Source organism: Enteractinococcus helveticum, assembly GCF_001657475.1.
GTDB classification, from domain to species: domain Bacteria; phylum Actinomycetota; class Actinomycetes; order Actinomycetales; family Micrococcaceae; genus Yaniella; species Yaniella helvetica.
On record NZ_LXEY01000021.1, the window covers coordinates 273000 to 289289 of the forward strand.

General features: G+C 53.9%; 15 protein-coding genes and 1 tRNA gene. 6 read left to right on the forward strand and 10 right to left on the reverse strand.

The features are described from left to right. Positions 1 to 56 precede the first annotated feature (56 nt). The 3 genes from A6F49_RS11725 to mptB (A6F49_RS11735) all read right to left on the reverse strand — a co-directional run bounded on the left by A6F49_RS11725 (position 57) and on the right by mptB (A6F49_RS11735) (position 4733). On the reverse strand, positions 57 to 1376 hold the full coding sequence (locus A6F49_RS11725) for an MFS transporter (protein ID WP_043058431.1): 1320 nt from the start codon (positions 1374 to 1376) through the stop codon (positions 57 to 59). A 169-nt stretch (positions 1377 to 1545) separates the two neighbouring features. Then, positions 1546 to 3255: a polyprenol phosphomannose-dependent alpha 1,6 mannosyltransferase MptB gene (gene mptB / locus A6F49_RS11730; protein WP_161485812.1), complete on the reverse strand. Its 1710-nt coding sequence runs from the start codon at positions 3253 to 3255 to the stop codon at positions 1546 to 1548. Continuing rightward, the gene (gene mptB, locus A6F49_RS11735; protein WP_043058432.1) at positions 3147 to 4733 is read right to left on the reverse strand and encodes a polyprenol phosphomannose-dependent alpha 1,6 mannosyltransferase MptB; all 1587 of its coding nucleotides are present in this window, start codon (positions 4731 to 4733) and stop codon (positions 3147 to 3149) included. The genes mptB (A6F49_RS11730) and mptB (A6F49_RS11735) overlap by 109 nt, the downstream gene beginning before the upstream one ends. Positions 4734 to 4834: 101 nt before the next feature. Between mptB (A6F49_RS11735) and orn the strand changes: the two genes are divergently transcribed. From orn to A6F49_RS11750, 3 genes are all read left to right on the forward strand, one after another. Further along, positions 4835 to 5518 (forward strand): oligoribonuclease, encoded by a 684-nt coding sequence (gene orn / locus A6F49_RS11740; protein WP_082911753.1) that lies wholly within the window; start codon positions 4835 to 4837, stop codon positions 5516 to 5518. Positions 5519 to 5592: 74 nt separating this feature from the next. Next, positions 5593 to 5665, forward strand: a tRNA-His gene (locus tag A6F49_RS11745). A gap of 95 nt (positions 5666 to 5760) precedes the next feature. Then, a complete protein-coding gene (locus A6F49_RS11750) occupies positions 5761 to 6036 on the forward strand; it encodes a hypothetical protein (protein WP_067605792.1) in 276 nt (91 codons plus the stop codon). A gap of 628 nt (positions 6037 to 6664) precedes the next feature. On the opposite strand, the gene A6F49_RS11755 is transcribed toward A6F49_RS11750, so the two are convergent. Together A6F49_RS11755 and A6F49_RS11760 are read right to left on the reverse strand one after the other, a co-directional pair. Then, the gene (locus A6F49_RS11755) at positions 6665 to 7414 is read right to left on the reverse strand and encodes a hypothetical protein (protein WP_150119474.1); all 750 of its coding nucleotides are present in this window, start codon (positions 7412 to 7414) and stop codon (positions 6665 to 6667) included. A gap of 99 nt (positions 7415 to 7513) precedes the next feature. Continuing rightward, positions 7514 to 8170, reverse strand: a complete 657-nt coding sequence (locus A6F49_RS11760; RefSeq protein WP_150119475.1) for a hypothetical protein — start codon at positions 8168 to 8170, stop codon at positions 7514 to 7516. Between the two features lie 368 nt (positions 8171 to 8538). Between A6F49_RS11760 and A6F49_RS11765 the strand changes: the two genes are divergently transcribed. Next, the gene (locus tag A6F49_RS11765; RefSeq protein ID WP_052504951.1) at positions 8539 to 8775 is read left to right on the forward strand and encodes a phage antirepressor KilAC domain-containing protein; all 237 of its coding nucleotides are present in this window, start codon (positions 8539 to 8541) and stop codon (positions 8773 to 8775) included. 522 nt (positions 8776 to 9297) lie between these two features. Then, complete coding sequence (locus A6F49_RS11770) at positions 9298 to 11394, forward strand: acyltransferase family protein (RefSeq protein WP_043058436.1); 2097 nt, start codon at positions 9298 to 9300, stop codon at positions 11392 to 11394. 52 nt (positions 11395 to 11446) lie between these two features. On the opposite strand, the gene A6F49_RS11775 is transcribed toward A6F49_RS11770, so the two are convergent. Further along, on the reverse strand, positions 11447 to 11695 hold the full coding sequence (locus A6F49_RS11775) for a cupin domain-containing protein (RefSeq protein ID WP_161485813.1): 249 nt from the start codon (positions 11693 to 11695) through the stop codon (positions 11447 to 11449). Positions 11696 to 12163: 468 nt separating this feature from the next. Here A6F49_RS11775 and A6F49_RS11780 point away from each other — a divergent pair, with 468 nt between their 5' ends. Further along, a complete protein-coding gene (locus A6F49_RS11780; protein ID WP_161485814.1) occupies positions 12164 to 12823 on the forward strand; it encodes a Rha family transcriptional regulator in 660 nt (219 codons plus the stop codon). 637 nt (positions 12824 to 13460) lie between these two features. Here A6F49_RS11780 and A6F49_RS11785 read toward each other — a convergent pair. From A6F49_RS11785 to A6F49_RS11800, 4 genes are all read right to left on the reverse strand, one after another. Beyond that, positions 13461 to 13805, reverse strand: coding sequence for a cupin domain-containing protein (locus tag A6F49_RS11785; protein WP_043058437.1), 345 nt, complete (start codon positions 13803 to 13805; stop codon positions 13461 to 13463). 211 nt (positions 13806 to 14016) lie between these two features. Continuing rightward, a complete protein-coding gene (locus tag A6F49_RS11790; RefSeq protein ID WP_043058438.1) occupies positions 14017 to 14568 on the reverse strand; it encodes a dihydrofolate reductase family protein in 552 nt (183 codons plus the stop codon). Between the two features lie 74 nt (positions 14569 to 14642). Further along, positions 14643 to 15596 (reverse strand): RNA polymerase subunit sigma-70, encoded by a 954-nt coding sequence (locus A6F49_RS11795; protein ID WP_043058439.1) that lies wholly within the window; start codon positions 15594 to 15596, stop codon positions 14643 to 14645. A 356-nt stretch (positions 15597 to 15952) separates the two neighbouring features. Further along, entirely contained in the window at positions 15953 to 16213 is a 261-nt protein-coding gene (locus A6F49_RS11800) for a GlsB/YeaQ/YmgE family stress response membrane protein (RefSeq protein ID WP_043058440.1), read from the reverse strand. Positions 16214 to 16290: the final 77 nt, after the last annotated feature.

Sequence of the window (16290 nt, forward strand, 5' to 3'; positions counted from 1 at the left end):
AAAATGTGCTGAGCCCCCAGTCTAGTGGCTCAGCACATTTTGAAAGCTTCACTCGTTTAGGTCAGCGAGGTTTCCTTGGTTTCTGGAGCCCACGCTATTGAGGCAACTAACCCAATAATCGGGAAGATCGCCATGATCAACATCGTGACAGATCCGCCGAACTCGGCCATCAACCAGGGCAGCATGTAGGTCACCCCTGCGGCAGAAATCCTAGAGAACGCAGCGGAGAAGCCAACCCCGGTACCCCGAACCCGCGTATCAAAGATTTCACTAGGGTAAACATACTGGATGTTATTGGCCGCGGGAGCCATGAACAGATAGAGCGCGAATAAGAACACCACCCAGTGGCTCGTGCCGGGTAGTAAGCCTAAGGCAATCAGCGTCAGCGCGATGACAGCAAAAGTCAACGTGACGAAGCCTCGGCGGCTTAGCCAGTGCAATAGCAGCAAACCAAATCCTGCCCCAGCTAACTGAATGAGATTCAGCACGATCTCGGTGCCAGTAGTTTGTTCGATGCCTAAGCTGTCGAAGACCGGTGTCAGGAAGGTGAAAATTGCAAAGAATGGACCAACCTGACAGAACCAGAACAATCCGGAATACAAGCTACTGCGCCAGTTGTCACGGGTGAAGAGCTCTTTTGGCGATGGTTGGCGCTCGCCAAGCACAACCTCTGGAATATGGTAGCCCTCGCCATAATGTTTGCGAACAACCGCTTCGGCTTCATCAACGCGACCTTTTGCCTTAAGCCACATCGGTGTTTCTGGCAGGCGGGTTCGTAAGACGAAGACGATGAATGCCGGCACAGCGCTGGTGGCAAGCAGCAAGCGCCAGTTGTCACCGCTCCAGACCACGCCAACCAGGAAGGCGCACACGAAACCAATCATCCAGAAGACAGCAAAGTTGCCCAGGATGACCCCGCGGCCTTTGCGTTTAGAAAATTCTGCCAACACGGCGGTACCAACTGCGTATTCGACGCCGATTGCCAACCCCAGGGCAAGTCGGATCAACACCAGATCCCAAACCCCGACGGTCACCAACTGCAGCAAGGACAGCACGACGAACGCCAGTAGGTTCCAGAAGAAGACCGGGCGTCGTCCGAATCGATCGGCAAGGGACCCAAAGATCAGGCCACCGACGAAGACGCCGATCAACGCACTTGAAGCGATGAGACCTTGGGAAAGCGGGCCGAGTTGCAGTTCCGACTGGCCCATGACCAGGCCTGGGCCGATGATGCCCAGGATGTAACCATCCACATAGGCGCCGCCGAGCACACAGATCGTGGCCAGTAAATGAATCGGCTTGAAAAGCGCTTCATCGAGGGGTGTAAGTTTGGCGACCTTCGTTGCGGTAGCCGTACGAGCAGTTGTTCTGTCCATTTACTATCCTGCTTTGCAGATGCGGGAGAATCCCAGCTGATATTTCAGAGATATATACGTTATGTATACGTGAGACAAGACAGTAATGCAGCTCACATTTATTCGCAAGCATTTGCTAGAAGTTTTTAAAATGGCCGCTTCAGCGGCCCGCCAGGCAGCCTCGACCAGTTTAGGCGACGCGCTGGATCGTCTTGCGCGTTTGCGGGAAGGCACGACGGGTCAGCGGATCGAAGAAGATCAAAATTGCCAAACCAATCAATCCAATGGTCCCGGTGAGGATGCGCATGGGCAGCAGTGGAATCCATTGCGACACGGCCAGCTGATCGACCACCCCGACCACGATCAACACGGCGACGAGGAGATACAGCAGCGATGAGGACCAGCCGCGCCAGGCGCCGGCAATGACGAACAGCGGCAGAACCCACAACACGTACCAGGGCTGGAAGACGGGGGCGGCCAGGATCGCCGTCGTCAGTGCAATGGCGGCCGAGAAGATCGGGTGTTTGGGTTTTGGCAGCAGGGCGAGCCAGGCGGTCACCGCGGCGATGGCAAGGGTGCCCAGGCTATAGACGACCTCAGCGGCGGGTTCGGTTCCGGTGCCCCAGATGAGGTCAACCAGCCAGCCGATGCCCAGGCCGAGTAGCCCGAAGGGGGCGTAGGGGAAGGCTGCGGAGCCGGAGGTCATCATGGCCGGTATCCAGCCGAACCACAGCCCGGTGACGGCGCCCAGTACGGCGAGCAGGAGACCGACGACGACCACGGATTTGGCCCAGACTGCGATGCGGGCGCGATAGGAGATGGTGGTGTTGGGCCGCCAGAGCAGCAGCATGCCGGCAAAGGGTAAGACCAGTACCGTCAGGGGTTTGACGGCGATGGAGCCGCCCAGCAGGATAAAGCCCAGCAGAATACGTCGTCGGCGGTGATTCAATGGCGCCCAGTGCGGGTTAACGAAGTACAGGCCGGTCAGTAGCAGCCCGAGCATGAGGGTGTCGTTGTGGGCGCCGGCGATCATGTACAGGCCAAATAGTGGGTTGGCGATGAAGATCCATTGGGCCCAGTCGCCGCGGACACCAAAGCGGCGGGCCAGGCGTGGTATGGCCCACATGCACATGGCCATGCCGCCGAGGAACAGGAGGCGGAAGAACAGGATGGCCCATTCGGGGCCGCCGTTGGTCACAAACCACACGAATTGTGAGATCAGCAGAAAGGCCGGGCCGTAGGGTGATGGGGATTGGGCCCACAGGGAGTCAGCACCGATCATGAACCAGCCGGGCAGCGAGGAGACGCCTTCGCCGTAGGGGTCGAGGCCGGCGTGCAGCAGGCGGCCTTGGGCCAGATAGGAGAACACGTCGCGCGACATGATCGGAAAGGCGAAGATCAGCGGGACGGTCCAGTAGAGGATTGCCCGGTTGATCACGGTGAGTTTGTGGTCGTTGATGCGGACTTTGCGCGCGGATTCTTTGACGCTGCCAACGTTGGTTGCCCCTGAACCGGTGGTGTAGGGCAGCTGAAGGGCTTGGCCGAGGCGCAGCCAGGAGCGGACCAGCAGGAGTCCCCCGGTGACCAGTGCGACGGCGCAAACGGTGACGCCGGGGGTCCAAAAGCGTAGTGGGTTCAGGACGGTGGTGCCGGCGAACCAGGAGTTTTGGGTTTGTGGTAACCAGCCGACGCCCCAGGAGGCAACCATGATGATGATGGCTGCGGCCAGGCCGACCCGGATGTGGTGGCCTGGGTCGGTGTCGATCCTGGATGGGACAAACCACTTGCCCATCAGCGCCCCGCTTGGGTGCGCGAACGTTTCCAGCGCTGATAGGCCAAGACCATGCGTCGCCAGGATTGGCGCAGGTGCCATTGGTTTTTGAACATCGGTGAGGTCCACGGGTCATAGTAGAGCACCCAGATGGACAAGACGACCGACAGCCCCCAGGACAGGGCTTGCATCCAGCCGCCGAGCTCTAAGAATTGCCACACGTAGAGTTGGTCGCCTGCACCATAGGCGGTGAAAAATGCGACGGTGAAGATGACCCAGCGCAGCTGCCAGTTTGACCGGATGCCCAGCATGACAAAGAGCGGGAGTAGCCACAGCAGATACCACGGGTGGATGACGGGTGACAGCACCACGATCGCAGCAAATGACCAGGTGGCGCGGGCCAGGATTTGGTCATAGGTCCCTGCGAACATTAACACCAGCACAATGACCACGGACAGCAATCGCCCGGCCAGTCGAACGGCTGGCATGACCCATTCGCCGTCGCCCAGGCCCAGTTCGACCACGGCAACGCGCAACAGCTCTCCCCCGGCTCCGATGGGTGACCACCAGCTCCAGATGGACCCGGTACCGGCAATGACTTTGACCCAGTCCAGCCCGTAGCCGTTAATCCACCCGACCGCCAACATAATGGCGGCGGTCAGGCCAAGGGTGATGCACCAGTACCAGAAGATTTTGATTTTCGATGCGTTGCGCCCCGCCCACCACAGGCCAATAAAGGGCAGCAGCACAATCGAGATGACTTTCATGCCGATCGAGATGCTCATCATCAAGACGGCCAGCACGCCGTGTCCACGCCACACCGCGTAGATGGCTGCGACCATAAACCCGACCATCAGGGAATCATTGTGTCCGGAGGCTACAAACGAGATGATAAACAGCGGGTTGGCCGCCGAAATCCATTGGGCTCGGGCCGGATCCCACCCCTGCATTTCAGCCAGTTTGGGCACGTAATAAATGATCATCGCTACACCCAGCAGCGAGACCAGCCGGAACATAAAGATGGCGATATCAGGTTGGCCCACGCCGGTAATGCCGACGACGGCGCCTTCGATCCACAAGAACATCGGCCCATACGGGGTAGCGTCTTCAGCCCACATCGTATCGGTCCCCAGTTGGAACCAGTTGGGCAGATTTGAGATGCCCAACTCATAGGGGTTTTGGCCGGCTAGTACCTGGCGCCCCTGGTTGAGATAGGCCAGCATGTCGCGGGAAAAAATGGTCAGCGCAAAGAGCTGTGGCAACGACCAGAGGCCCACCGCCCAGTTGATCGTGCGCATACTTTCAGGCGGGAATTCGTATTTGCCTTTGAAGGTGCGCGCCGGACGTCGCAGCACTCGCCCCAGTCGTAACCAGCCCCAGATCATGCCCCAGGCGCCGATGGTGAGCATGATCGTACCAATGGTCACACCGAGCTCGGTGGTACGGAATGGTGCCAGCCAGGTGGTGGAGTTAATGTCAGAGTTGGGAGCGACCCAGCCGACTGACCATGATCCGATGGAAAGGATTAAGGACCCCAAAAACCCGACGACAATTGCGGGCCAGGCGTGGCGTGTTGTGCCCCGACGGGCATGTTCCAAGGTGGTCATCAACAGCTTTCAATGGATCAGTTTGATATCAATGACGTTGGGGATAAATGTATCACCGGACATCGGTAGGCTAAACATCGACACCTGGAGCAAGGAGAAATATCTTGGACACCACAACACCACAACCCTACGAACCGGCTTCTGAAGCTTCAAAAGACCGTGACCGAAACCTCGTCTGGTTAGACGCTGAAATGACTGGCCTGTACCCCGGCGTGGATGCACTGGTCGAAGTCGCCATCATCATCACCGACGCGGATCTGAACATTCTGGATGAAGGCATCGACATCATTATTAAGCCTCCAGCTGCCGCTGTAGAACAGATGGATCCAGTCGTTGTGGAGATGCATGCCCAAAACGGTCTGGCCGAACAATGGGAAAACGGACTCAGTGCCGAAGAAGCCGAACAACAGCTGTTGGGGTACGTCAAAAAGTTCTGCCCGGAACCACGCACTGCCCTGTTGGCAGGAAATACCGTAGGGCAGGATCAGCGATTCCTATTAGAAGAGATGCCACAATTGGCCGCTCATTTGCACTATCGGATTGTTGATGTATCTTCGATCAAGGAGCTGGCCAAGCGCTGGTACCCATACGCCTACGAAAAATCCCCCGAGAAATTGGGCAACCATCGCGCACTGGGTGACATCACCGATTCGATCAACGAGTTGCGCTACTACCGTGAAGCAATCATGGTCCCTCCACCAGGTCCGAGCGTGGATGAGGCTCGGAAAGTTCGCGATGAACTCGTGTTGTACGTCGAGCCAGAACTTGTCCAGGACACGGATTAGGCAAAACAAAAAATCTCGGATATACTGAAGGGCGTTGCCTAAGGGCAATCACCGTCGAGTGAAAACTCGATGTGGTGGGTATAGCTCAGTCGGTAGAGCGTCTGGTTGTGGTCCAGAAGGTCGCGGGTTCAAGCCCCGTTACTCACCCGGTATAGATCCCTGTGAACATGCGGAAGTTCACAGGGATCTTTTTTCGTGGTTGTAAATGGTTGCGATCCCCCGTATTGAAGAGGGATCTACACATGGCGAACATACAGGAACGCGTCACAAAGGCAGGCGTAACAACCCACCGCGTGGACTATTACGACGACAATGAGAAATTCAAATACACTCCTACCCCGGCAAATCAGAGATCATCGAAGAACAAGGCTACGACATTGCCTTGGAAATTCTTGGCGCACAACAAAATTCTGATGAACTCACCTTGCGCGAATCGTTCCCCCGACCTAGCAATTCGCGCTATTGAAATCACCAACGGGACCACTGCAGAATACGAGCGAGAAGCTGCCCGCACGTAAATGCCCCGGTTCGGGGACTTCCCGCTCGACACGACCACTAAAGACTGGATGATCGACTGCTGACAAGACTCCTGGCGGATGGAAGCTAGGCCGGCAATGGCGATTCGACCTACAGCAGATCGAAGCCTATGAGATCTCGCAGCGCCCACACGATTGTTTGCGCTGGCACCAAACGCAAGAAAGCAACAACAAACACGACGACGGATTGCGTAACCATCGCAATCAAAAAGCATCAACCCCTCACCCGGTGATTCGACCACTTCCATAACAGTACAAACACCAAACACCCGCCTAGTTCTAGGCATTCTTTTACCCCCATTTTCTAAGACTTACTTGGCGTACCAAAAAGCAGGAGTTTCATTTTGAAAAACGCATCAAGGTGGTCATTATGAATACCACAACAGCTACCAGGCCATCGGGAAAACTCTCGTCTAAGGCACCCCGGACAGTCGTCCGCAACGCAGTCTCATTCAGGGACTTATGCGCTTATTTCAGGACGGAGCTTCGGTTGTCGAAGCGTCAATCAGTAGATTTGGGGAGAGACCGGCGAATTCATGCGCCGCTCCCCTGGTGTATCGGATCCAACATCGCGGGATGCAATACGGAATATTGAAAGATGATAAATAAACTATCTGTCTTGCTGGACCTTGGACCATGGAGATTTTGAAATTTTTCTCCATTCTTTTCTGTCCCTTCTCTTCGAATTTTTCCGTATAAACACCTGCTTTTGAGAAAGTAACCAATCATCCCTGTTTCCTTGCCACTGTGTTTGATTTTCATCGAGATCAATCAGGTAAGCATCGAGACCGTACTCACCTGAGTTGATCTCATAAACAAATTGTTCCTCGGTTATCGGCTTATCTACCCAGTCAGTCAATTTGATGAATTGATACTTGTGGGCCATACGTCTCCGAGGAAAACCTGGTTGAGTCCATGCGACCAATATTCCAGCATCGTCCCAGTGTACTGAGTGCACTTCATAGTGTCCGCTGATACTGTCCCCAGGATTTAGATACGGTTCTAACGGCGTTGTTATCTTGTACCCTTCAACTAGGTTCTCACGCTTCCCACAGTAGAAGCCAAGGACCCGGACTCGATATGCAGGCGCAGCTCCGGTGTTGACGACTCGCACTTCAACAGAAGGCCCTTGAAGGTCTCCTACCATATCTATTCCCCAAACAGGATCGCTAATTTGTGGTTCCCAGTTAGGTTTCGTCCGGTCAAGCATGTTAATAAACAATGTAAAAATGCCGCTGATGAAAATTGGCAGAACCAAGTTTGTTAGAAGACTGAATGAACTCATTGCAGAAGCGCCTGCATCCAAATCACTCAGATTCTCTAAGTGTTGTAGTTCGCTGACAAACACAAACAGTTCCATTTATTACCCCACACATACTTAACCCCGCCGGTTGTAGCCGACGGGGTTGTTCTTATTCACGAAAGGAAAACTTTGAGCGCCAACAAATTTAGCGAAACATCACTCGGTTCCGATCATCTTGCCAGCCATAGTGGAAAGCATATTTCCCGCGCTACTGGAGGTGGCATCCGAAAACCAGTTTCCAGCGATTTTGAAAAGATTCTTAAAGAACTTCTTTCGTTCATCCCCTTCAACTTTGAGGGTGATATGAATCGATGCACCAACGATTTCATCAGTCAAGGATCTCACTCGAGCGAAATCTGGGGTGGAGCTACTGTTGACGATTCTGAAGACTTCATCAATGAGCTGATTAATACGCTGTCTCGCGTCATCAGGGATTCCGGTGGTGATATTGACCGTCTCGCGGATTTCTTCCAGAGTTTCGCGAAGACTCTCGATTTGCTCCCCAGAAGGGGCTAATTTTTTGTTCTCCTGATTAGCAGAGTGCCCGAGTACAGCTAGGGATGACCTTACGGCATCACTGAGCCTTAGTCCACGAGTAGTTGGTGCTTGGCCGAGGAATTCCCAGGCAACGTCGAATGCTGATTTGAAATGCTCAAAAAGTGCTGGGGCTGAGTCGTCGTAGCTTTTTTGCATGAGCTCGCTCAGTCCGTTTATTGCGTCCAGATGTTCTCGCCAGGTCGGCGGACCCCAAGGGTGATCATCTCCTTGCTCATACCTATCTACATAATCCAAGAACTGAATAGCAGGCCCCACAAGTCCCCCTTGATACCGCATTAGTAAAGCCCACCGGCTGCAACTGGTGGGCTTCTTTATTTCCAGAAAGGAATCACATTGAATACTCACATTGTACAGCGTGACGGTCTTGGACTGTTTACAACGTCTGAGATTATTGCAGGTCACGCGGAAGTATCTCATCAAACAGTGCTGAAACTGGTCGATGGGTACAGGACTGATTTAGAAAAGTTCGGCAAGCTCGGATTTGAAACCAGAGATGCGTCTAACAATGCTCAAATTCGTGTCGCTCCGTTAATGAGCAGTAATAATCACTGCTGCTTTCGTATGTACACATCACCGATATCCTGCGCCGGTTCAAAAAGGATCTGGTCAAAGCGTTCTTTGAGATGGTCCAGCAGCTACAGCAACCAGCGGTCCCTGCTTATCCGACGGCGTTACGTGGGTGGGCTGATGAGCTCGAGGGTAAACGCGCGTTGGAAGCGCAGGTGGCCAGCGACGTACCCAAAGTTGATTATCACGACACGTTCATTGCCGATGAAGACCTGATCTCATTTCGCACGTTTGCTATCGACTTGAAAGTTGGTGAGCAGCTCATACGTCAGATACTCATTGACGCGAAGTGAACTTATATGCAACATACGTCGCGGTAGTCTGATTCTCAGCAGCGGAAGCTGACGGTCACGGACCAGTCAATCAAACGCTTGTTCTTTGGCTCCCAGCAAAGCGTGCTCTGATTCTTCCAACGGCAATGTATCAGAGCCCATCGTCGTGCGGGTTGCACACCCTACGATCTTGCGAGAAAAAGCATCCGCGAAAAATGCGGTATAACAAAACCCAGGGCGCTTCATGGTCGCTTTTTCATGCCCAGCCACAAGGATAAGTAAACCAGCTAGAACCCGAGCGGTCCTAAAAACAGTCGGCCCCTTCTGCCTATTAACCCGCAAAGTTCACAGGGATCTTTTGTTTTCCTTGCCTTTCGTAGCCGCAGATGGTTATGTAGCTCTCACCAGTAACACTTTCAGCTCACACAACGCCAAACCAGGAGACGGGCCGGTACCACGGACGTATTGCGAGTCCCTGGCACGAGTCCGCCCAACCAGCGATGTTGGGATGCTGAATTCGTCAACCGGCCCTGGCAGGAACATATGACGATAACAGGCCCCCACCGTACCGACACTTCTGAAGACCGACTCGAAAAAGGGCTGCCTGAACGACGCTACTTGCCTGAACTCCACGGTGTGCGCGGGCTTGCTCTGACGTGGGTGGTGCTGTTTCATCTCTTTGGTGATGGGCGCGTCTCGGGCGGCATCGACATTTTCTTGGCGGTCTCAGGTTTCCTGTTCACCGGAATGCTCCTGCGCGAGGCCGCTGCCTCCGGCGGTCGAATCGATGTGCTGAGATACTATGGCAGACTGGTGCGGCGCATTCTTGTACCGGCAGCAATCGTAGTTGCTGCCACGCTCGCCGCCGGTCTACTGCTGGCACCGGTGACTCAGCACCGGCAGCTCTGGGCCGAAGCCCGAGCTTCGCTGCTGTACTTTGAGAACATCGAGCTGATTAATTCACAGCTTTCCTACGGTGCTGCAGGCCCCGACACGTCACCATTCCAGCACTTTTGGTCGCTGTCAGTGCAAGGACAGTTCTATCTGGTCTGGCCAGCACTGGCCATTATTGCTGTTATCGTGGCCAAACGCTTCCAGACATCAGCTGCAAAAGTCATGGCAATCATGATCGGGGTCGTATTTATCGGCTCATTTGCGTACGCAATCTATGTGGGCCGTTATGACCAAAGTGCCGCGTATCTCATGACGACCACTCGCGCCTGGGAGCTGGGCTTCGGCGGACTGCTGGCACTGGGGGCCGGAACCCTTCGATTGCCACAACCCCTGCGTGCCCCAGCCGGATGGTTAGGACTCATGCTCATCATCTCCTGCGGATTCGTCCTCGACGGCGGCCGACTCTTCCCCGGTCCCTGGGCACTCTGGCCGCTGCTGGGATTCACGCTAGTCCTCATCTCGGCAGGACCCACCGGTGGCAATCGCGACCCAAAACATACCGCCACCAGGTTTCTGTCCAATAGACCGCTGGCGTGGATTGGCCACCACGCGTACAGCCTGTACCTGTGGCATTGGCCGTTACTCATTTACTATCTGGAAATATGGGACCTGCAAGCGCTGAACCTCACCGGTGCCCTGATCGTGCTCGCAGTCTCCGTAGCACTGGCCATGCTGACCTACCGGTACATAGAACAACCGCTCCAGCGCCTTGGCAAAAAAGAGCCCACAACTCAACGTCGGATCAACCGCACCACCGTCCTAGCCGGTGCCAGCACTCTCATCGTTGCGGGGTTCACCATGTCAGCCTTTACCCAGCCGCCATCAGTAGACACCACCTATGGCGATCTTGACCCTGAAGTCTACCCCGGAGCAAATGTTGTCACCATGGACGGCGAGCTGCCACAGGTCGAGGCGTTCCCCGCAGTGGAGAACGTTGATGCCTACCAACCTGCCTATCTTGACCGTGACTGCGCCCAACTTCCAGGACAAGACCCTGGTACCGACGAAGTCATGGTGTGTCAGGACGAGGATGCTCCAGAGCACCCGACGGCAACCATCGTGCTGGCCGGTGGATCCCATGCCGGGCACCTTGAAGCAGCATTCAAAACGTTGGCCAGAAAATATCACTGGGAAGTCCTGGTCGTCATCAAATCTGGATGCTCCTTCGGCTTTGAAGAACTCCCCAATGAAGCCATGTGCGAGTCCTGGAACCATAACTTCATTGACTGGCTGCATGACCATCCCGCCGACCTCGTCGTCACTCCCGGCACTCGCCTCGACGGGCCAGAAGAATATATCTTTGATGCAACACCCCAATGGTGGGAGCAGATCGTAGAGACCGGCACCGAGCTATTGCTCATCCGAGGCACACCGCGAAACGATTTCTGGACTCCAGACTGTTTAGCTGACGGCGGTACACCCCAAGAATGTGGTCCGCCGAAGGAGATCTACGCAGAAGAAAACCCACTGCTCAGTATGGACCTGCCAGCAAATACGCACCACATTGACCTCACCGAGTATGTCTGCCCGAACATCCACGATGACACCACTAAAAATTGCGATGCGGTGGTCGGCAATATTATGGTCACCTTCGACTTCCACCACTTCACCGCACCATTTTCACAATCGTTGGCTCCAAGTATTGAAGCAGAAATGCAGGACGTCGTACCTCACCTCTTGAGATGAAAGAGCCGTCGCGTACGGGGCATGTCTAACGATTCGTATGTTCTGGGTAGGGCTATACGAATTCTTCAATGATTGTGGGCGATGGATGAATACACAGCATTCGCAAGTTGGTCTGCCCTCGGTTGCGAAAACGATGCACCGATTCGGCTGACACCGTGACGATATCCCCTGGATCGACCTGCAATTGCTCGTCTTGGGTTTCAATGAGCACCTCGCCCTGCAGGTCCACCCAGGTTTCGGCATAGGAACTCAGGTCCTGTACCAGGTGCTGCATCGACCCAGAAAAGCGAAACATCCGCATGGTGAAAGTAAACACACATTGGATGCTATATGAAACGGCCGATGAAACGAACAATAGACGCGACACTTCATTATATTTTGAACCAACGGTATAAAGACGATTCCGCTGGTCAGAGTTTCGCATTCCAAAAGGCAAGATCCGTAAGGATTAAACGTGCACGAAGCACTGTAAATCATCAAAAACATTTATACGATGCCGCCATTGAAGCAACATCTACAGTCTCTAATTTATCTAATACCGGAGTGAGACAAATGCCCACAGTCTCCATTGAGATTAAGCCTGCTCGGCATATCAAGAAGTGCATACAAACACACCGGCGACAAAAAGACGCAAAATCGTTCACCATCAAATACAATACATAGTGCCAAAGATTAAATTACTATGAATCATGCTCCACGCCCCCAGGTGCGCCGCCACATGATACTCGTTTCAAGGCTGGCGCAAGGCCTAATGAACAAGGAAACGAATATGGAATCCAGAAATCTGCCAACTATCGAGCAAACTGATACCGGCCTCGTAGTGACTAGTGATGTTGTTGCCGAAGGGACGGGGACAGAGCACGAGAATGTACTGGAGCTACTTGACCGCCACAAAACAGACTTCCAGCCCTTTGGAGCCATTGCTTTCCAAAAGCGTCCCTCAACAGAAGGCAATAGAACAGTTCGGACAGCTATGCTCAACGAACTTCAGTCAACAGTGTTGATGACCTACATGCCAAATTCTGAAAGAGTCGTCAGGTTTAGAATTGCATTAGTCCAAGCGTTCTACCAAAAGACACTCAAACTTACCGGACACAGCCAAGCCCCGTTGTTCTCAGAAGATTTCAGTAATGATGCCCTTGGTTTAAGTATCGGCGCACCAGTACCCGAAATACCAACATCCATTACCGGCACAAGATTAGATCCACGTACGATCCGAAACGATCGTATTGCGCATGCTGCTCGTGATGCGAAGGGACGATGGGTTCCAATTACGATTAGGGATTTTAACAAGAAACAATATGCGGAGCTAGCTAAAGCCATCTCCTATGGAACACGTCGGTCGTTTTCAAAAGGTGACTATCAAGGGGTGGCGGGAGACGGCCAACTGTACATTAAGCATGTTAAAACTAACGAACCTCGAGCTTGAACGAGGACTACTTCAATATTTATTTGCTCTTTAACTCTGACACTACGGACGTCTGCTCATTGTTGAGCTAAACCACAACTATCAATCGTTGCTCACTTTATTTCAGAGCACTCAACCTCCAGCTGCGAGCGGGCCTGGTAATAATGTCCCCGTCCTGTTTGAAAAGCAACGGTGAAGATATGTGTTAGTCCCCGTTCAGTTGATCTTGGATTTCTGCATCCATACACAAATATCGGCCTGAACTTACGGAAAGCTCAGGCCGAACTTTATCAATTGATCTAGATTGGAACCAGGGCATGTTCAAGAGAAACTATGGGGCATGGCTATGCCTTTCTACTCTTGCACCTCCCAGTCACCACACCCCAAATGAGTAGGACCATCAGTCCATCACCGATGGCTGGCAGCCAGGTGGCCAATGATCAGAACTCTCCGACCCCTACTCCAAAAATGGCGGAATCTATCCCACCACCGACCACTGCTCCAAGAACTCCGAGCAGCAGGGTCACTAACCAGCCACAGCGTTGTTCTCTCGGGGCTGCTTGAGTGAGACAGGTTAAGATGGAGCCTTACTCAAGCATACCGGCGCACTAAAAGAGCTACTGCGTACAGGGGGTGTTCTGCAACTGTTCGTATCTTGTTACGAAGGCGATACGAATTCTTCAATGATTGTGGGCGATGGATGAATACACAGCATTCGCAAGTTGGTCTGGCCTCGGTTGCGAAAACGATGCACCGATTCGGCTGACACCGTGACGATATCCCCTGGATCGACCTGCAATTGCTCGTCTTGGGTTTCAATGAGCACCTCGCCCTGCAGGACCACCCAGGTTTCGGAGTAGGGATGCCAGTGGAACTCAGGTCCTGTGCCGGGGGCCGCATCGACCCAGAAGAACGAAATATCCGCCCGGTGATCGGCTCCCGTAAACAGTCCCGTTGCGGAATCGGGTAACAATACGGCTTCGCGGTTGGTGACGGTGAGCATGGGGGGCCTACTTTCTTTGACGTCACGTGACAGCAGGTTCCGTTCTGTCGACCATCGCGTCGTCAGTATTCGCAGCGTACGTTTCAGCGCGTGTGCCGTCAAGACCAGTGCACGCTATGGCTCCTAGGACAGCCAGCGTGCTTGATGCTCACGAAAACCACGGATTTCGTGAGCATCAAGCTAGGGCTGCCTACCGCTGAAATAAGATGGCTCACTCCGAGTTTCGCAGACCGTACGTGAGTATCATATTGCCCTGCGGCGTGCGCACAGCCTCGAGTAAGTCCAGCCTGGTCGTCGGAATGCTCTCATCAAATAGTCTGCGGCCCTGACCTACAACCACCGGATGCGTTGTGAGGGTCAGAGTGTCAATTAAACCCGCCAAGAAAAGGGAGCGAATGGTTTCTATCCCTCCGAGCACGGAGATTGTCCCACCGTCCTGGTCACGGAGGTTTTGGACATAGTCGACAGGATCACCGGTGACCAGGGTGCTATTCCATGGCAGGTCAGTCGGCAGGGTCGAGGAGATCACATGCTTGTGCATCGGGTTGATCCACTGACCAAAAGGCTCCTCACCATTTTCGGGCCAATACTCTGACCATTCTTCCCATAGTCTCCGACCAATCACCGTGTCAGTGACTGGAGCAAGTGAATCTGCCATGGCTTGGCCTTCTTCTTCACCAAAGGCGTCAAATTGCCAGAGATGCGGGTCTTCTACCACCCCGTTGGCGGAATGAAACAGGTGGGCGGTAACCGTTCGTGTCATGGTCTTGCCTTTCGTAGGTATGGATACTTGCACTAACTCAGACGACGCGGGAAACCAAAACTCATCGGTCTGAGTCAAATTTCTTTGACCAATGTCGATGCGGTCAGCTGTGACGGTAAGTTGAACTCGCGAAAAACCCCGGCACCCATGAAATGCGTAATGGCCTCAATCTGCCCATGTGCTGTCTCAAGTACATGGATGGCAAATGGTTCCCAGCGTGTGGAGCTGACCGCATGATAGACCGCAACTGCCGGTTGACCATTCGCACGAACGGTGATGGTCCGTGAACCGCGGCAGACCTCTCCCGGCCCACGCCACCAGGATTCGATTGCGTGGGTGCCCTGCAGCCAGAGCGTATATGGCGGCATGCTGAATTTCGCATCCTCGGCCAGCAGTGCAACCAGCCGGTCGACGTCGTAGGCTTCAAATGCTGTGACGTAATTTACGAGAAGCTGCTGGTCGTAGGGTTTGGATTCTCCCTGGTGATGATCGCTTAAAGTTGATCTGGCACGTGTGAGCGCAGAGTTCACAGCAGCCACCGAGGTATTCAGCAGTTCGGCGCATTCGCGTGCTGACCACGTGATGACATCTCGTAAGATCAACACGGCACGCTGCCGGGGCGGGAGCACCTGTAATGCGGTGATAAACGCTAATCGAATCGAATCGCGTAAGGCCGCCCGTTCAGCTGGGTCATCACTGAGCACCTCATCCGAGATGGGTCCAACCCACGTCAGCTCTGGCAACGTCTCAAGCGCGGCGGCGCCGTCTGGGACTTGTCCGGCAACCGAAAGATCCATGGGTAGATACCTGCGCTGTGGCGCCTTCTTCATGTCCAGGCACACATTGGTGGCGATGGCGTACAGCCAGCGACGTACTGAAGACCGGTAGCCGAAGTCTTGGGCGTGCTGCCATGCACGAGTCATGGTCTCTTGGACGGCATCTTCGGCATCTGCATAACAACCAAAGAAGCGGTAACAGAATCCGATCAGTTCAGATCGATGGGAATCTAGTGTTGCGATATCAAGCATGTCAACGGCTCGTGCGGCTCGTAGGAATCGCGAAGTCAACGCTAACAAAAAAGAGGATTAGCCGGACCGGTATCACCTACGCCGGCAGCTTTGCGGTGCAGCGTTCTGACCTTCACGCGGAGGTTCTCTTATCGTAGAGAGGTGCTTCGAAGGCAGTCAATAGCTAGGCCTGCTGTATCTGCCACTGAGCCTCTCTGGACAGGCACGTACTGAACTGCCTTGTCGAGTCTGAAATAAGGTGGGGTGATTGTTCAATGTTTTGAGCAAAAGTGATCTTCCAAGTCACGACAGACAAAAAGATCGGCATGAACGCATAGCGTCTATACCGATCTTTTTGTTGGTGTGATGGTCGTGGGCTAGGCCCGTTTTCGCGTGATGAGGCCCCAGATTACTAGGACAATGAGCGCCCCACCGATCGCCAGGAGCCAGGTGGATATCGACCAGAACTCAGTGATTCCAACGTCGAAGATGAGCGACCCCAGCCAGCCACCGACTACGGCACCAACAACGCCAAGCAACAGCGTGACTAACCACCCTCCACCTTGTTCACCCGGCATAATGGCCTTTGCAATCGCGCCTGCAATAAGGCCGAGAACTATCCATCCAATGAAACCCATCGTTCCTCCTTGATAGGGGAAGTTCGACTCATCAACATGGTTATGCTGATGTGATGTATTCTACTTTCGACACTTCT